A 16,800-nucleotide genomic window follows, 5' to 3' on the forward strand; every position below is an offset into this window, starting at 1 on the left:
CGGCGGCGCATTGGAATAAGAGCAGGTGTCACACTGCGGGTGGAGGTCCTCGCGCCTGGTGCGGCAGATGGGATTCGCCATCGTACTGCGCCGCGATGATGGCGGTCCGAGGACCTGTGAGGTCATGCGGTGCGGGAGCGGAGGGCTTGCTGTAGCCGGGCGCCATGGCCAGTGCGCCGCACAGCGTGCACTGTGTGAAGCAGTCCGCCATCCCATGTTGGTCGTGCCCCTCGTGATGTTCAGCGCATGCTGCGTGATCCATCATCGGCATCGCTACCTGCGCTGCGGCTGCGTAGCCTTGCAGTGCTACATACAGCAGCAACAGCAGTGTTACGAAGCGGCGAGTGGTGCGGTGCGAGAACATGTGCCCATCGTAGCGATTGGGCAGTTGTCAAACCATGAACTCGGTCAAGTTTTTGCGATCAGCGCATTTTCTCGATCAAGGCCGGCGTGATAACGCCTGAGTGGGCCACACGCTGCCCCTGTGCATCGTACCAGTAACTGCGCGGTTTCTCGCCGCGCCAGCGTGGATCGATGGCGTAGCGCAGGCGCTCCGGTGCGAGTGTGCCGAAGCTCCAGGCGTCGGCCAGCAGGTCGATGCCGGACAGGCGCTTCTGCACCATCTGCGACAGGGCTGCGTCTGACAGCGGGTCGGTGGTGATGGTGACAATGTCGAAGCCCGGATTGGCGGCGCGGGCTCTCGACAGCACGTCCAGGCTGTGCTGGCAGAACTCGCAATCCATGGACCAGACCAGGACCACGAAAGGCTTGCCTTTGTGGCTGGCGGCGATCTGTTCGACGCTTTGCGGTTCGAAGGCCTTCAGGCCCGCGTTGCCGGCAGCGTAGGCGCTGGGGGACGCGGCCAGCGCGGAAAGCGCGGCGATGGCGGTTGCCACAACTGCGGCGGCCAGGGGATGGAGCATCTTCATGATCATTCCTCGAGTTTGCGTACTACGATGCCTTCATCGGCGGTGCGCCACAGCAGCCAGAGTTCGGCGCCGCGCCGCATGATGTGGGGATGGTCGGAGCCGCCCTGCGTGGTGGCGATGATGTGCCTGCTCCAGCTTGCACCGCCGTCCGGCGACACCTGGGCGTGGATGCCGGTCGCCGTGCCATCGAACTCCTTCCAGACGACGGCGACGCGCTGGCCGGCCGCCCCAACTTCGGCATGCTCCGCTTGCTGGCCGCCCAGCCGCATCAACTGGCCATTGCCCGAATAGAACACGCCGCCTTCGTCGCCGGCAGGGCTGAACCAGGCCTGGTGGCGCTGGCCCTTGCCGTCGAACGCCAGCGAGGGGCCGTGGTGCGGGCAGGCGTCGATCTTCCAGCCGTCTTCGGTGGCGCGCGCCGGTGCGGCCGGGCGGCCGCCGGCCGGCAGCCACGCCACGGCATGGTCGCGGATATTCGGCTCGAAAATGTGGCGCCACATGGCGGCTACACGTCCATCGGGCGCGATTGCGGTGGCGATGCGGCAGCATTCGCAGGTATGGTCGGCAAGTTTGGCGTCGTCGCCGAAGCTGGCCCCGCCGTCGGTGGAGACGGCGTAATAGATGGCGATGCCGCGATAGGGGCGGGAGGCCGCCTGGGCGGCATCCTTGTCGCGCTGGTCCAGCCAGGCCAGGTAAATGCGGCCCTGCGGGTCGACCTGGATGTCGTCGAAACGGTGGCCTATCGGCGCGCGGTCGCGCTGCACGGTGTATGGGGGCGAAAAAGTCTGCCCTCCGTCCAGCGAGCGGAGGAAGCGGACATTGCCAGTGTGGTGTTTGCCCAACGCCTGGGTGTAGCTCAAATAGAGCTGGCCCTGCGGGCCGAAGGCAATTTTCGGGCGGGCTTCACCGTTTGCTTCCACCGTTTCCGGCTTGGGCAAAACCTGGCGCGGCGGCGTCCAGCTGCGGCCTTCATCGGCGCTCGATTGCAGCACGATGCCGTTATCTCCGGCATGCGCCACCCACAGGCGGCCCTGCTGGTCAAAGGCCCCCGAGGTACCGAGGGTGGAGGCGGCTAGGGCCGCCAGGAGGGGCAGGTTCATGTCGGGACGTGGCAGGATGGATATTGCCAGTCATAATCCTGCATCTGCAGTACCTCTTTCCATGACCCAGATCAACCGGAACGTGATATCGATTTTGATATCTAACTTTGAAAAAAATTGATTAGTTTGTTCTCACTGATTTACCTAAGATGAGTTTCAGGACCTAGTAACTTACAAAAACTATAGTCAGGAGACTTATGAAGTGCCAAGCATACGTGCCAGGGCTGGCGGCACCGCGCCGCCCGATTGCACTCAAGCTGTCTGTCGCGGCATTGGCCGGCATTGGCCTGTTCAGCGCCGTGCCTTCCATCGCGCAGCAGGCAGCCCAGGGCGAGGTTTCTGTCGTGACGGTCAGCGGCATGCGTGCCGCGGCCCAATCCTCGCTGGACATCAAGCAGCGCTCCGAAAACGTGGTCGACTCCATCGTTGCGGACGATATTGGCAAGTTCCCCGATACGAACGTGGCGCAGACGCTGGCCCGCATTCCCGGCATCCAGGTCAGTCGCGGTGCCGGCGAAGCTTCCGACGTCCTGATCCGCGGCCTGCCGGGCATCGCCACGACCCTGAATGGCCGCGAAATGTACACCACCACCGGCCGCTACATCAAACTGGCCGACATCCCGTCCACCATGCTGCAGCGCGTGGATGTGTACAAGTCGCAGAGCCCTGAACTGGTTGAAGGCGGTATCGCGGGCGTGATCGATGTGCGCACCAATCGTCCGTTCGACTTCAAGGGCTTCACCCTGAGTGCCAACGGCGGCGTGAAAAACCAGGACAAGTCGCACAAGACCGATCCTGAAGCCAATGGCCTGATTTCGAACCGCTGGAAGACCGAATACGGTGAAATCGGTGCCTTGTTCGGCGTTTCCTACGTGCGCAACAACTTCCACGAAGAGCGCAGCTTCAACACTTTCCCGGTCCAGAAGGACTGGCTGCTGCCAAACCTGACCGGTCCGGACCTGGTCGGCTTGCAAGGCATCTACGGCGAGCGCAAACGCACTGCCGAGAATTTTGCGCTCCAATGGCGGCCAGGCAAGGACCTCGAAGTCTATGCCGAAGGTGTCTATTCCCGCTACAAGAACAAGGACGAGACCGACTTTTTCGTCGGCCTGCCGTGGTGGGCCCCCGGCGCTGGCATCAGCGGCACCAAGATACCTGGCACCGACCAGCTGGACGAGCTGACTTCGCACGACGCCAACACCATCCTGTCGACCCAGGCCAGGGCTTCGGATAACCGCACCTGGCAGACCGCGGTCGGCGCCAAATGGCACGCTGCTCCCGGTCTGCGCCTGAGCACCGAGCTGGCGCGCACCGAGTCGAAATACGACTGGCGCAATCCAATCATGGACACCATGGTCACCGTGCCGGACGTTTTCCTGAAGACCAATGCCAACGGCGGCGCCTTCGTGCGCTACGGCGGCATGGACATGACCGATCCGAAGAATGTCTACCTGTTCCAGCTGTTTGATCGCTATGGCAACGACAAGGGTTCTTCGACCGATTGGCGTGCCGATGCCTCGTATACGCCGGATGGCAATGGCATCTTCCAGGAATTCAGCGCTGGCGTCCGATTCAACAAGCGCAACGCCGAATCGATCAAATCGATCGAAGGCAGCATGGGTGCACCTGATGCCTTCAACCCGGCGACCCGCATTTCCGCCGCGACCATGCCAGGCATGACTTGCACCAACCGTGAGCTGTCGGAAGACTATGGCACGCCATTCTGGTACACCCCTTGCGCAAGCTTCCTGTTGAATAATACGGGCGACGTGCGCAAGACAGTCACCGGTTCGTCCAATGCCAAGGCGCTTGACCAGGGATCTTTCTTCTCGGTCAACGAGAAAAACTACGCCGTCTACGGCAAGGCGCGCCTGGGCTTCGACCTTGGCAGCGTACCGGTGGACGGGATGGTGGGCGTGCGCCTGACGAGAACCGACGCGGATTCCTTTGGCTACAGCATGGTCGACGGCGTGCCGGTCGCGACGCCGAAGAGCAACTCAAGCACCGATGCCTTGCCGAGCGCGTCCTTCAAGGCGACGCTGCGCAAGGACCTGTTTGCGCGCGTGGCATATTCCAAGTCCATGAGCCGTCCGGAATTCTCGCAGCTCAATCCTGGCACCGCGTATGTGAACTCGAACGGCACCACCAACCAGGCCACGGCATCGGGCGGCAATCCCGACCTGAAGCCGGTCATCGGCCAGAATCTGGATGCTTCGCTGGAGTGGTATTTCGCGCCCGCTTCGATGGTCAGCGGCACCGTGTTCCGCCACAATTTTGACGGCTACATCGTCAGCCGCTCCGTGCCCGAGGTGTACCAGGGTGTGAGCTACCTGACTTCGCGCCCGTTCAATACCGACAAGGGCCACCTGCAGGGCGTCGAGCTGTCCTACCAGCAGTTCTACGACAGCCTGCCGGGCTGGTTGAGCGGCTTCGGCACGCAACTGAATTACACCTATATGGAAGGCGGCGTGACTTCCTCGAAGACTGGCCCTTCCGAGCAGACTTTCCCGGGCATGTCGAAAAACTCGTATAACATTGTGCTGATGTACGAGAAGTACGGGTTCTCCGGCCGCCTGGCTTATAACTGGCGTTCGAAGTTCGTGCAGACCTACAACGATACTTCGGCCATCAAAGGGACGGCACCGAATCGCGACCTGATGACAGGGGCTCTCAGCAGCCTGGATGGCTCCCTCAGCTACCGGTTCACCCCGAACCTGGCGCTGACCCTGACCGGCACCAACCTGCTGAACTTCAAATACAAGGACTATTGGACTGACGCGAACGTATATCCACGCGATATCCGCCGCTATGACCGCACCGTCGGCCTGATGTTGAACTGGAAGAACTGATTTACCATGCAAAACCAAAAGATGTCGGTGCTCGAAAAGGCGGGCTTCGGGGCAGGGGATGCGGCACTCAATGTCGTGATTTCCTCCATGATGCTGATTATTACTTTCTTCTACACCGACATCTACGGCTTGCGAACGCAAGACCTGGCGTTGCTGTTCGTGCTGGTGAAGATCGTGGGCGCGGTGGCTGACCTGACCATGGGCCAGATCACCGACCGTTTCACCAGCCGCTTCGGCCGCTACCGTCCCTACCTGCTGTGGCTTGCGGTTCCTTACGGCGTGAGCATCCTCTTCGTGTTCTCCACGCCGGACTGGGGCTACGACGCCAAGCTGGTGTGGGCATACTCCACCTACATCATCATGACCGTGATGACGGCGGGTGTCGGCATTCCGTATATTTCCCTGCCAAGTGCGCTGACCAGCGATCCGAAGGAAAGCCTGTCGGCCAATGGCTACCGCCTGTTCTTTGCCAAGATTGGCGCCTTCCTGGTGACCATCGTGGTGCCGCTGCTGTCGGAGCGCTGGGGCGAGGGCAATGCCGCCCACGGCTACCAGATGGCGATGGCGGTCATGGCGGTGCTGGGGGTGGCGCTGTTCCTGTTCTGCTTCTTCACCACCACCGAGCGCGTGCACCATGTGGTGGTGCGCCAGTCGTTGGGCGAGCAGTTGAATGTGCTGATGAAAAACGACCAGTGGCTGATCCTGTGCGGCGTATGTGTGACCGGCACCATCGGCTATGTGGTGCGAGGTTCGGTGGCGATCTATTACGCCAAGTACTACCTGGGCCTCAATACGGCGCAGGTATCGGCCTTCCTGTCCACCGGCGTGGTGGCCGCCATCCTGTCGATGATCGCATCGACTTGGATCACGAAGGTCTACTGCAAGGTCAAGCTGTTCCGCTGGACGCAGTTGATCGTGGCGGGCATCAGCCTGGCGATTTACCTCCTCGTCAAGCCGGGCGATGTGATGCTGGCCTTCATACTGTTCTTCGCACTGTCGTTCATCGTCGACCTGCATGCGCCGGTATTCTGGTCCGCTATCGGCGAGACGATCGACTACGGCCAGGTCAAGACCGGCAAGCGCGTTTCCGGGTTTGCTTTCGGCGGCATTTCGGTCTGCCAGAAGGCGGGCATGGCGATCGCCGGCGGCCTGGTTGGCATCCTGCTCACCTATTTCCATTACGTGCCTAATCAGGCGCAATCCGAATTCGCACTGAACGGCATCGCCCTGATGCTTTCGGTGATTCCTGGCTTCTTCCACCTGCTCATGGGGCTGTTGATGTTCGCCTATCGCATCAGCGATGAGTATTACGGCACCGTGAAAGAGAGCATGAAGTCCAACGGCTATGTAAGCGCTTGAACATGCAAAAACTGTCTCCCTTGATCGAGCAACGCGCCGATCCCTATATCGTTCGCCACAGCGACGGCTATTACTACTTCACCGCCTCGGTGCCGCAATACGACCGCATCGAGCTGCGCCGCGCCGCCACCATCGAAGGCTTGCGCGATGCGCAGACCGTGGACGTGTGGCACAAGCCCGATACCGGCGCCTACAGCGAATTGGTCTGGGCGCCCGAGCTGCACTACAACCACGGCGCCTGGTATGTCTACTTCGCGGCCGCGCCGAGCCGCGAAATCAAGTACAAACTGTTCCAGCACCGCATGTACGCGATCCGCAACAAGAACGCCAATCCGCTGGAAGGCGAGTGGGAGTTCATGGGCCAGGTTGATTCCGGCATCGACACCTTCTGCCTGGATGCGACCACCTTCACCCATAAGGGCAAGCTGTACTACCTGTGGGCGCAGAAGGACAATGAAATCGAGGGCAACTCCAACCTGTACATCGCGGAGATGGAAACGCCGTGGCAGATCAAGGGCAAGCCGGTGATGCTGACCAAGCCGGAGTTCGACTGGGAGATCCGCGGCTTCTGGGTCAACGAAGGCCCGTCCGTCCTGCAGCGCAACGGCAAGGTGTTCATCAGCTATTCCGCCAGCGCCACCGACGAGAATTACGCCATGGGCCTGCTGTGGGCCGATGCCGATGCCGACCTGCTGGACCCTGCCGCCTGGACCAAGTCGAAGCAGCCGGTGCTGCAAACCTGCTTCGAACACGGCATCTACGGCCCTGGGCATAACAGCTTTACCGTGGACGCGGACGGAAATGTGCTGCTGGTGTACCATGCCCGCACGTACACGGAAATTGTCGGCGATCCGCTGTGGAATCCGGACCGCCATACATTCGTCAAACCGCTGCGCTGGGATGCGCAGGGAATGCCCGTCTTCGGACGGCCCTCAGTTATCGAGTAAGCACACATGATCCAGAGCGCGCCATTCGGCCACGCACCGGACGGCACGCCGCTGTCCCTGTTCACACTGACCAATGCCCAGGGCATGGAGGTCAGGATCACCAATTACGGCGGGATCGTCACCCACATCCTGGTCCCGGATCGTGACGGCCGGTTGGCCAATGTCACTCTGGGTTTCGACACGGCTGCCGAGTATTTCGGCCGTTCGCCTTACTTCGGCGCGCTGATCGGGCGTTGCGGCAATCGTATCGCGCAAGGCCGCTTCACGCTGGACGGCTTCGAACACCAACTGGTTGTCAACGATGGCGCCAACCACCTGCATGGCGGCGCACAGGGTTTCGACAAGGTCGTATGGCATGCAGTCGTGGAGGGCGATGCCCTGGTGCTGCGCTACCGCAGCCCGGATGGGGAGCAGGGCTATCCCGGCAACCTGGATGTGCAGGCGACTTACACGCTCGATGACGATGGCGCGCTGAGTGTCGACTTGTGCGCCATGACCGACCGTGCGACCCCGGTCAACCTGACCCATCACGCTTACTTCAACCTGGCCGGCAGCGGCACCATCAACGATCACGAAATGTGGATCGATGCGCCGCATTACACGCCGGTCGACGAAGGTTTGATACCAACAGGCGAACTGGCTGCCGTGGCGGGAACGGCCTTCGATTTCCGCGAGCCGCGCGCCATCGGCGATGCCATCTACGACCACAATTTTGCGCTGGCGCCGGCCGATGCCATGCGCTGTGCGGTGCGGGTGCGCGAGCCGCGTTCCGGGCGGCAGTTGGAAGTACTCACTCACCAGCCCGGAATCCAGTTCTACAGCGGGAATTTCCTTGATGGTTCGCTGGGCTTCCCCTACCGCGGCGGCTTTTGCCTGGAGCCCCAGTGCTTCCCTGACGCGCCCAACAAACCGCATTTCCCCAGTGTGATCCTGCGCCCGGGAGATGTCTATCGGAACACGCTGGCTTTCCGCTTTTCTCGATACTGATTTTGATATTGGTAGGAACAAATAAGTCATTAGAAATATATTGCTCTGAGCCGTAACATTTCCTCCATCAATAAGCGGAGGAATCCATGTCAGAGACAAAGAAAACGATAAAACTGCGCTCGGCCGAATGGTTCGGGACGCAGGACAAAAACGGCTTCATGTACCGGAGCTGGATGAAGAACCAGGGCATTCCTGATCACGAATTCCGCGGCAAGCCAATCATCGGCATCTGCAATACCTGGTCCGAACTGACCCCGTGCAACGCCCACTTCCGCCAGCTCGCGGAGCACGTCAAGAAGGGCATCCTGGAAGCGGGCGGCTACCCGGTTGAATTCCCCGTGTTCTCCAACGGCGAATCCAACCTGCGCCCAACCGCCATGCTGACCCGTAACCTGGCCAGCATGGACGTGGAAGAATCCATCCGCGGCAATCCAATGGATGCCGTGGTGCTGCTGGTGGGCTGCGACAAGACCACCCCGGCGCTGCTGATGGGCGCGGCCTCGGTCGACCTGCCGACCATCGTCGTGACCGGCGGCCCGATGCTGAACGGTAAACTGAACGGCAAGGACATCGGCTCCGGCACCGCCGTCTGGCAACTGCACGAGCAGGTCAAGGCCGGCGAAATCACCATGCACCAGTTCATGTCGGCCGAAGCGGGCATGTCGCGTTCCGCCGGTACCTGCAACACCATGGGCACCGCGTCCACCATGGCCTGCATGGCCGAATCGCTGGGCACCTCGCTGCCGCACAATGCCGCTATTCCTGCCGTCGACGCGCGCCGCTACGTGCTGGCGCATATGTCCGGCATCCGCATCGTGGAAATGGTGTGGGAGGACCTGCGCCTGTCCAAAGTGCTGAAGCGCGAAAACTTCGAGAACGCGATCCGCGTCAACGCCGCCATCGGCGGTTCGACCAACGCCGTGATCCACCTGAAAGCCATCGCCGGCCGCATCGGCGTGCCGCTGGAGCTGGAAGACTGGACCAAGGTTGGCAAAGGCATGCCGACCATCGTCGACCTGATGCCTTCCGGCCGCTACCTGATGGAAGAGTTCTACTACGCCGGCGGCCTGCCGGGGGTGATCCGCCGCATGGGTGAAGCGAACCTGCTGCCGCACCCGGACGCGCTGACCGTCAACGGCAAGACCATCGGCGAGAACTGCTCCGAAGCGCCGATCTACAACGATGAAGTGATCCGCAAGATCGACAACCCTCTGATCGCCGATGGCGGCATCTGCATCCTGCGCGGCAACCTGGCGCCACGCGGCGCGGTGCTGAAGCCTTCCGCCGCTTCGCCGCACCTGATGCAGCATCGCGGCAAGGCCGTGGTGTTCGAGAACTTCGACCACTACAAGGAACGCATCATCGATCCGGACCTGGATGTCGACGAGAACTCGATCCTGGTGATGAAGAACTGCGGCCCGAAAGGCTATCCGGGCATGGCGGAAGTGGGCAATATGGGCCTGCCGCCGAAGCTGCTGGCCAAGGGCATCAAGGACATGGTCCGCATTTCCGACGCACGCATGAGCGGCACCGCTTACGGCACCGTGGTGCTGCACGTGGCCCCGGAAGCCATGGCTGGCGGCCCGCTCGGCGCCGTGAAGGATGGCGACTGGATCGAGCTCGATTGCGCCAACAACAAGCTGCAGCTCGAAATCAGCGACGAGGAAATGAAGGCCCGCCTCGCCGAGCGCGCCGCGCAGCAGGAGCCGCCGAAGTCCGGCTACCAGCAGCTGTATATCGACCACGTGTTGCAGGCCGACGAAGGCTGCGACTTCGACTTCCTGGTTGGCTGCCGCGGTTCGGCCGTGCCGCGCCACTCGCACTAAGGAGAACCCATGCTGCTCGTACAATTCACCAATGAAGCCGGCTCGCGCCGCGTAGCCTCGCTGGACGGCGACGTGCTGCGCGTGCTGGACGGCGTGTCCACCACTTATGAACTGGCGCAGCGCGCCATCGGCAGCGGCAAGGGGCTGGCCGCCGTTGCGCAGGCTGCCATCGGCACCAGTACCGAAAGCTACGAAGCCGTGGCGTCCGCCGGCCGCATCCTGCCGCCGCTGGACCACGCCGACCCGGCCCATTGCTACGTCACCGGCACCGGCCTGACCCACCTCGGCAGCGCCGATGCGCGCGACGCCATGCACCGCAAGATCGGCGGCGACGTCGAGTCGCTGAGCGATTCCATGAAGATGTTCCGCCTCGGCGTGGAAGGCGGCAAGCCGGCCGAAGGCCAGCGTGGCGTGCAGCCGGAATGGTTCTACAAGGGCGACGGCTCGATCGTTGCCGCCACCGGCCAGGCGCTGACCATGCCCGAGTTCTCGCTGGATGGCGGCGAAGAGCCTGAAATCGCCGGCCTGTACGTGATCGGCGAAGACGGCCAGCCATACCGCCTCGGTTTTGCCATCGGCAACGAGTTCTCCGACCACGTGACCGAACGCCAGAACTACCTCTACCTGGCGCACTCCAAGCTGCGCAACTGCGGCCTGGGCCCGGCGCTGCGCGTGGGCGAACTGCCGCAGCATATCGACGGCGCCTCGCGCATCGTCGGCAAGGATGGCGCGGTGCGCTGGCAGAAGGCCTTCGTCAGCGGCGAACAGAATATGTCGCACACCATCGCCAACCTGGAATATCACCACTTCAAATATGGCCTGTTCTGCCGTCCGGGCGACGTGCATATCCACTTCTTCGGCACCGCCACGCTGAGCTTCGCCGATGGCGTCGCCGTGCAGCCAGGCGAGACCTTTGAAGTCGAAGCACCGGCATTTGGCCCTACGCTGCGCAATCCGCTGCGCGTCCAGGAATCCCGCTACAAGAAAGTGAACCAACTATGACCATCACTGGTGAAGCACTCATTGGCGGCGTTGCCGTGCGCGGGGAGGGCGTCGCACAGCGCGCCTTCAATCCAGGCCTGGAGCAGCAGTTCGGCGAAGAATTCAACGCGGTCAGCGTCGAGCAGGTAAATGACGCCTGCCGCCTGGCCGGCGCCGCATTCGACACTTTCCGCGCCACCAGCGATGCCGCGCGCGCGGAACTGCTGGACGCGATTGCACGCAACATCCTCGACCTCGGAGCAGAACTCATCGAGCGCGCCATGGCCGAAACCGGCCTGCCGCAGGCCCGCCTGGAAGGGGAGCGCGCCCGCACCTGTAACCAGCTCAAGATGTTTTCCGCGCTGTTGCGCGAAGGCTCGTGGTGCGATCCACGCATCGACGTCGCCCTGCCGACCCGCACGCCGCCGCGCGCCGACCTGCGCTACCGCCTGATCGGCGTTGGCCCGGTAGCCGTCTTCGGCGCTTCCAACTTCCCGCTGGCGTTCTCTGTCGCCGGCGGCGATACCGCTTCCGCGCTGGCAGCCGGCTGCCCGGTAGTGGTGAAAGCACACTCCGCCCACCCTGGCACTTCCGAACTGGTGGCGCGCGCCGTGGTGGCCGCCGTGGCCCAATGCGGCCTGCCGGCGGGCGTGTTCGCCCTGCTGACCGGCAGCGGAAGCCACATCGGCCAGACCCTGGTGGCGCATCCTGCGATCCAGGCGGTCGGTTTCACCGGCTCCCGCAGCGGTGGCACTGCACTGATGGCCACCGCCGCAGCGCGCAAGCAGCCGATCCCCGTATACGCCGAAATGAGCAGCATCAACCCGGTATTCCTGCTGCCGGAAGCCCTGGCAGGGCGCCCGGACAGCGTCGCTGCCGGCTTCGCTGCATCGCTGACGCTGGGTGTCGGCCAGTTCTGCACCAATCCCGGCCTGGTGCTGGGCATTGAAGGCCCGGGCCTGGAGCGCTTCTGCGCCAGCGCCGCGCAAGCACTGGGCGGCGTTGCACCCGCAACCATGCTGAGCGCCGGCATCGCTGGCGCCTACCAGCGTGGCGTGCAGGCCTTGGCCTCGCATGCCGATGTGGCAACCGTTACCGCTACCCCCCACGGTGGCTGCAAGGGTGGCGCCGCGCTGTTCCGCACCACCGCGCAAGCCTTCCTGTCGCAGCACGCGCTGTCGGACGAAGTATTCGGCCCGGCTTCGCTGGTGATCGCCTGCCGCGACATCGATGAGATGATCGCCGTGGCGGAGCACCTGGAAGGCCAGCTGACCGCTACCCTGCAAATGGCGGACGGCGACGCCGCGACTGCACGCAAGCTGCTGCCGGTGCTGGAGCGCAAGGCCGGCCGCATCCTGGCCAATGGTTATCCGACCGGCGTGGAAGTCACCAGCGCCATGGTGCACGGCGGCCCGTTCCCGTCCACTTCGGACGGCCGCAGCACCTCGGTCGGCACCGCGGCAATCTACCGCTTCCTGCGCGCCGTGTGTTACCAGGACTTGCCGGCTTCGCTGCTGCCGCCGGTGCTGCAGGATGGGAATCCGGGCAATACCTGGCGGCGCCGCGATGGCGTCCTCGGCCAGCACTAAAAAAACAGCAATAAAATATGGAGACACCATGACACAAGCAGCAAACTACCCGAGCCTTCAGGGCAAGCGGGTATTTGTCACCGGCGGTGGCACCGGCATCGGCGCCAGCATCGTCGCGGCCTTTGCAAGACAGGGCGCCCGCGTGGCGTTCGTCGACATTGCGAAAGAGGCCAGCGAAGCGCTGTGCAACGCCGTTGCCGCCAGCGGCGCCGAGCGTCCGCAGTTCCGCGCCTGCGACATCACCGACATCGCGGCGCTGCAGCGCACGATCAAGGAGTTTGCGGCGGAGCTTGGTGATTTCGATGTGCTGGTGAACAATGCGGCGAACGACCAGCGTCATAGTGTCGAAGATGTGACCCCGGAATACTGGGACCAGCGCATCGCCATCAACCAGCGCCCCCTTTTCTTCACCTGCCAGGCAGTCCTGCCGGGCATGAAGGCCAAGGGCGGCGGCTCCATCATCAACATCGGCTCGATCTCCTGGATCGCCAAGGGTGCCGGTTATCCCGTGTACGCTACCGCCAAGGCCGCAACCCACGGGCTGACCCGCGGCATGGCGCGCGACCTGGGCAAGCACAATGTGCGCGTCAACACGGTCACGCCTGGCTGGGTCATGACCCAGCGCCAGGTGGACTTGTGGGTCGACGCAGCGGCGGAAGAAGAGATCGCCCGCAGCCAGTGCCTGCCGGGCAAGCTGCTGCCGGAACACATCGCTGCCATGTGTCTGTTCCTGGGCGCCGATGACAGCGCCATGTGCACGGCGCAGGACTTTATCGTCGACGCAGGCTGGGTTTAACAGGAGAACGCCATGATCAAGCTCGCCCTTCCGGCGTTGCTGGTGGCAGTCCAGTCGTGGGCCTTCGCGCACGACATCGCCAGCCCTGACAGGCAGGTCAAGGTGCAGTTCGAACTGTCGCCGCGCGGCGAGCCGACCTATGCGGTCACGCGCGCCGGCCAGCCGGTGCTGCTGGCTTCCCGCCTTGGCCTGCAGCTGCAATCAGCCGACCTGACGCGCAGCCTGCGCCTGGCCTCCGCCGGCGCAGTGCAGCGCATTTCCGAAGACTACACGCTCGCCACCGGCAAGCGCCGCAACAACCATTACGAAGCCAACGAGCGCCGCTTTGCCCTGCGCGACAGGCAGGGGCGCAAGCTCGACATCGTGTTCCGCGTTTCCAACGACGGCGTGGCTTTCCGCTACGAGACCGCCGGCGGCGCGGTGCGCAGCGAGGCCACCAGTTTCGCCTTCCCTGGCACCGCGCGCGCGTGGCTGCAACCGATGTCGGTGGCCCAGACCGGTTGGGCCAACACCAATCCTTCCTACGAAGAGTACTACCAGGCAGACATCCCGGTCGGCACTGCATCGCCGCTGCCATCGGGCTGGGTCTTCCCGGCGCTGTTCCGCAGCGGCGACAACTGGGTCGCCCTGACCGAAGCCGGCATGGACGGCAGCTGGCACGCCTCGCGCCTGCAGGACAACTCGCCCGGCGGCGAATACCGCATTGGCGGTCCGAGTGCACCGGAGGTGTTCCCCGGCGGCGCCCTGATGGGCAGCGGTGCGGTCTCGCCATGGCGCGTGCTGGCCCTGGGGCCACTGGCCACGCTCATGCAGTCGACGCTGGGCACCGACCTGGCCGCGCCGGCGATCCAATTCGACGCAGCCCTGGTGCAGCCGGGACACGCCTCGTGGAGCTGGGCCATCCTGAAAGACGATGCCACTGTGTTCGATGTGCAGAAGAAGTTCATCGACTATGCGGACCAGATGAAGTGGGATTACACCCTGGTCGACGCTGACTGGGACCGCAAGATCGGCTACGACAAGATGCGCGAGCTGGCCCAGTACGCGGCAGGGAAGGGCGTCGGCCTGCTGGCCTGGTACAACTCCTCCGGCAGCTGGAACAAGACCGAGTATTCACCCAAGGGCAAGCTGCTGACCCGCGAAGCACGCCGCGCCGAATTCGCGCGTTTGCGCGACATGGGCATCAAGGGCGTGAAGATTGACTTCTTCGGCGGCGATGGCCAGTCCTTCATCGCCTATTACGTCGACATCCTGAAGGACGCGGCGGAGGCCGGCCTCTTGGTGAACTTCCACGGCGCCACGCTGCCGCGCGGCTGGAGCCGCACCTACCCCAACCTGATGACGGCGGAGGCGGTGCGCGGCTTCGAGTTCTCCACCTTTGAGCAGGACGGCCAGGACAAGGTGGTCAAGCATGCAGCCATGCTGCCTTTCGCCCGCAACCTGTTCGATCCGATGGACTTCACTCCCATGGCTTTCGGCGATATCCCAAAGATCAAGCGCGCCACGCGCAACGGTTTCGAGCTGGCGGAAGCGGTGCTGTTCACTTCCGGCATCCAGCATTTCGCCGAAACCCCGGACGGCATGGCAACTGCGCCGGCCTATGTGCAGGACCTTCTGCGCGAGCTGCCGCGCAGCTGGGACGACGTGCGCTTCGTCGACGGCGTGCCGGCGCGCTACGTGGTGCTGGCGCGGCGCGCCGGCGAGACCTGGTATGTGGCAGGTTTCAATGCGCAGGACAGCGCGCAGGAAGTCTCGGTGGACCTCGGCGCGCAAGGCACGCTGATCACCGATGGCGCCGGCGAGCGCGAATTCAGCCAGCGGGTGGTTGCCGCCGGCAAGCAGAAGATCACGATGCAGCCACACGGCGGCTTCGTTGCGGTATTCAAACAATAAACTAGGAGATGCTATGAAGAAGACGATGATCGCGCTGGCCATGCTCACTGCAGGCCTGGCGCAAGCTGCCACCACCGTAAAGATCGACACCGCCAAACCCGGTCCTGTGATCAACAAGGACGTCTACGGCCAGTTCGCCGAGCACCTTGGCACCGGCATCTACGGCGGCATGTGGGTCGGCCCGCAATCTAAGATCCCGAATACGCGCGGCTGGCGCAATGACGTGATCGGCGCTTTGAAAAAACTGCACGTGCCGCTGGTCCGTTGGCCGGGCGGCTGCTTTGCCGACGAATACCACTGGCGCGAAGGCATCGGCCCGCGCAACAAGCGTCCGGTCAAGATCAACACCACCTGGGGCGGCGTGGACGAGAACAACGCGGTCGGCACTCATGAATTCTTCGACCTGGTCGAGCAACTGGGGGCGGACGCCTACGTGAACGGCAACCTGGGTACCGGCTCGCCGCAGGAAATGGCGGAATGGCTGGAATACATGACCTCCGATAACAAGTCCACCCTGCCTGAACTGCGCCGCAAGAATGGCCGCGACAAGCCGTTCAAGGTGGCCTATTTCGCGGTCGGTAACGAAGCATGGGGCTGCGGCGGCAATATGAAGCCGGAGTACTACACCAACCTGTATCGCCAGAGCGTCACCTTCCTCAAGACCCCGGCCGGTGCGCGTCCGAAAATGGTCGCCAGCGGCGGCAATGACAATGACACCAGCTGGACCGAAGAACTGAGCAAGTCCGCCAAGAATATGACGGACGGCATCAGCTTCCACTACTACACGATCCCTACCGGCAAGTGGGAAGTGAAGGGCGCAGCCACCGGCTTCCCTGGCAATGAATGGTTCTCGACACTGCATGCCACCATGCGCATGGAAGACCATATCCGCAACAACGTGAAGGTGCTGGACAAGAACGACCCGGAGAAGAAACTGGGCTTCTATGTCGACGAATGGGGTACCTGGTACGACGTGGAGAAGGGCACCAACGCCGGCTTCCTGTACCAGCAGAACACCCTGCGCGATGCGGTAGTGGCGGCGCTGAACTTCAACATCTTCCATGAACACGCCGACCGCGTGCGCATGACCAATATCGCGCAGATGGTCAACGTGCTGCAGGCGATGGTCCTGACCGACAACGAGAAGATGCTGCTGACGCCGACTTACCACGCCTACGAAATGTACGTGCCGTTCCAGGGCGCTACCACCCTGCCGCTGTCGCTGGAGGGCAACCGCAAGTACAGCTCCGGCGACAAGAGCATCCCGCAGGTCAGCGCTTCCGCCGCACGCGGCAAGGACGGCAAGATCTACGTGGCGCTGGTAAACACCAATCCTGGCGAAGCCGAAGAAGTGAATATCGACGGCCTGGGAACAGGCAAGGCCAGCGCACGCGTGCTGACCGCCAACGCGATGGACGCGCACAACACCTTCGCCAAGCCGGACGCCGTGAAGCCGGCGCCGATCGCCGTGCAGTCCGGCGGCGGCAAGCTGACCGTGAAGATGCCGGCCAAGTCGGTCGTCGTCGTGGCCGTCGGAGACTAAG

General features: G+C 63.1%; 13 protein-coding genes. 10 read left to right on the forward strand and 3 right to left on the reverse strand.

Features of this window, described 5'->3' with window-relative positions; all coding sequences use genetic code 11:
* Window positions 1-28: 28 nt before the first annotated feature.
* The 3 genes from ACN9MZ_RS08725 to ACN9MZ_RS08735 form a co-directional block, all read right to left on the reverse strand.
* Complete coding sequence (locus tag ACN9MZ_RS08725) at window positions 29-322, reverse strand: hypothetical protein (RefSeq protein WP_426341782.1); 294 nt, start codon at window positions 320-322, stop codon at window positions 29-31.
* Between the two features lie 100 nt (window positions 323-422).
* Window positions 423-929 (reverse strand): TlpA family protein disulfide reductase, encoded by a 507-nt coding sequence (locus ACN9MZ_RS08730; RefSeq protein WP_426341783.1) that lies wholly within the window; start codon window positions 927-929, stop codon window positions 423-425.
* A gap of 2 nt (window positions 930-931) precedes the next feature.
* Window positions 932-2,029, reverse strand: a complete 1,098-nt coding sequence (locus ACN9MZ_RS08735; protein WP_426341784.1) for a sialidase family protein — start codon at window positions 2,027-2,029, stop codon at window positions 932-934.
* Between the two features lie 197 nt (window positions 2,030-2,226).
* Here ACN9MZ_RS08735 and ACN9MZ_RS08740 point away from each other — a divergent pair, with 197 nt between their 5' ends.
* The 10 genes from ACN9MZ_RS08740 (at window position 2,227) to ACN9MZ_RS08785 (ending at window position 16,799) form a co-directional block, all read left to right on the forward strand.
* Complete coding sequence (locus ACN9MZ_RS08740) at window positions 2,227-4,878, forward strand: TonB-dependent receptor (RefSeq protein ID WP_426341785.1); 2,652 nt, start codon at window positions 2,227-2,229, stop codon at window positions 4,876-4,878.
* 6 nt (window positions 4,879-4,884) lie between these two features.
* Window positions 4,885-6,237: an MFS transporter gene (locus ACN9MZ_RS08745; RefSeq protein WP_426341786.1), complete on the forward strand. Its 1,353-nt coding sequence runs from the start codon at window positions 4,885-4,887 to the stop codon at window positions 6,235-6,237.
* A gap of 2 nt (window positions 6,238-6,239) precedes the next feature.
* Entirely contained in the window at window positions 6,240-7,184 is a 945-nt protein-coding gene (locus tag ACN9MZ_RS08750; protein WP_426341787.1) for a glycoside hydrolase family 43 protein, read from the forward strand.
* Window positions 7,185-7,190: 6 nt separating this feature from the next.
* Window positions 7,191-8,171, forward strand: a complete 981-nt coding sequence (locus ACN9MZ_RS08755; RefSeq protein ID WP_426341788.1) for an aldose epimerase family protein — start codon at window positions 7,191-7,193, stop codon at window positions 8,169-8,171.
* An 86-nt stretch (window positions 8,172-8,257) separates the two neighbouring features.
* Complete coding sequence (locus tag ACN9MZ_RS08760; RefSeq protein WP_426341789.1) at window positions 8,258-9,997, forward strand: IlvD/Edd family dehydratase; 1,740 nt, start codon at window positions 8,258-8,260, stop codon at window positions 9,995-9,997.
* A gap of 9 nt (window positions 9,998-10,006) precedes the next feature.
* On the forward strand, window positions 10,007-10,999 hold the full coding sequence (gene araD1 / locus ACN9MZ_RS08765; protein ID WP_426341790.1) for an AraD1 family protein: 993 nt from the start codon (window positions 10,007-10,009) through the stop codon (window positions 10,997-10,999).
* Window positions 10,996-12,567, forward strand: a complete 1,572-nt coding sequence (locus ACN9MZ_RS08770) for an aldehyde dehydrogenase (NADP(+)) (protein WP_426341791.1) — start codon at window positions 10,996-10,998, stop codon at window positions 12,565-12,567. Before araD1 ends, ACN9MZ_RS08770 begins: the two co-directional genes overlap by 4 nt.
* A gap of 28 nt (window positions 12,568-12,595) precedes the next feature.
* Window positions 12,596-13,363 carry an SDR family NAD(P)-dependent oxidoreductase gene (locus ACN9MZ_RS08775; RefSeq protein ID WP_426341792.1) on the forward strand — a complete coding sequence of 256 codons (768 nt, stop codon included), beginning with the start codon at window positions 12,596-12,598 and terminating at the stop codon, window positions 13,361-13,363.
* A gap of 12 nt (window positions 13,364-13,375) precedes the next feature.
* Complete coding sequence (locus tag ACN9MZ_RS08780; RefSeq protein ID WP_426341793.1) at window positions 13,376-15,256, forward strand: glycoside hydrolase family 97 catalytic domain-containing protein; 1,881 nt, start codon at window positions 13,376-13,378, stop codon at window positions 15,254-15,256.
* Between the two features lie 13 nt (window positions 15,257-15,269).
* Window positions 15,270-16,799, forward strand: a complete 1,530-nt coding sequence (locus ACN9MZ_RS08785; protein WP_426341794.1) for an alpha-N-arabinofuranosidase — start codon at window positions 15,270-15,272, stop codon at window positions 16,797-16,799.
* Window position 16,800: the final 1 nt, after the last annotated feature.

Source organism: Pseudoduganella sp. S-14 (assembly GCF_049913285.1).
GTDB lineage: Bacteria > Pseudomonadota > Gammaproteobacteria > Burkholderiales > Burkholderiaceae_D > Rugamonas.

What these genes read in the sequence shown, in the direction of transcription:
- ACN9MZ_RS08730 (WP_426341783.1), bottom strand. Translation starts at nt 929, where the DNA reads ATGAAGATGCTCCATCCCCTGGCCGCCGCAGTTGTGGCAACCGCCATC.
- ACN9MZ_RS08735 (WP_426341784.1), bottom strand. Translation starts at nt 2,029, where the DNA reads ATGAACCTGCCCCTCCTGGCGGCCCTAGCCGCCTCCACCCTCGGTACC.
- ACN9MZ_RS08740 (WP_426341785.1), top strand. Translation starts at nt 2,227, where the DNA reads ATGAAGTGCCAAGCATACGTGCCAGGGCTGGCGGCACCGCGCCGCCCG.
- ACN9MZ_RS08745 (WP_426341786.1), top strand. Translation starts at nt 4,885, where the DNA reads ATGCAAAACCAAAAGATGTCGGTGCTCGAAAAGGCGGGCTTCGGGGCA.
- ACN9MZ_RS08750 (WP_426341787.1), top strand. Translation starts at nt 6,240, where the DNA reads ATGCAAAAACTGTCTCCCTTGATCGAGCAACGCGCCGATCCCTATATC.
- ACN9MZ_RS08755 (WP_426341788.1), top strand. Translation starts at nt 7,191, where the DNA reads ATGATCCAGAGCGCGCCATTCGGCCACGCACCGGACGGCACGCCGCTG.
- ACN9MZ_RS08760 (WP_426341789.1), top strand. Translation starts at nt 8,258, where the DNA reads ATGTCAGAGACAAAGAAAACGATAAAACTGCGCTCGGCCGAATGGTTC.
- araD1 (WP_426341790.1), top strand. Translation starts at nt 10,007, where the DNA reads ATGCTGCTCGTACAATTCACCAATGAAGCCGGCTCGCGCCGCGTAGCC.
- ACN9MZ_RS08770 (WP_426341791.1), top strand. Translation starts at nt 10,996, where the DNA reads ATGACCATCACTGGTGAAGCACTCATTGGCGGCGTTGCCGTGCGCGGG.
- ACN9MZ_RS08775 (WP_426341792.1), top strand. Translation starts at nt 12,596, where the DNA reads ATGACACAAGCAGCAAACTACCCGAGCCTTCAGGGCAAGCGGGTATTT.
- ACN9MZ_RS08780 (WP_426341793.1), top strand. Translation starts at nt 13,376, where the DNA reads ATGATCAAGCTCGCCCTTCCGGCGTTGCTGGTGGCAGTCCAGTCGTGG.
- ACN9MZ_RS08785 (WP_426341794.1), top strand. Translation starts at nt 15,270, where the DNA reads ATGAAGAAGACGATGATCGCGCTGGCCATGCTCACTGCAGGCCTGGCG.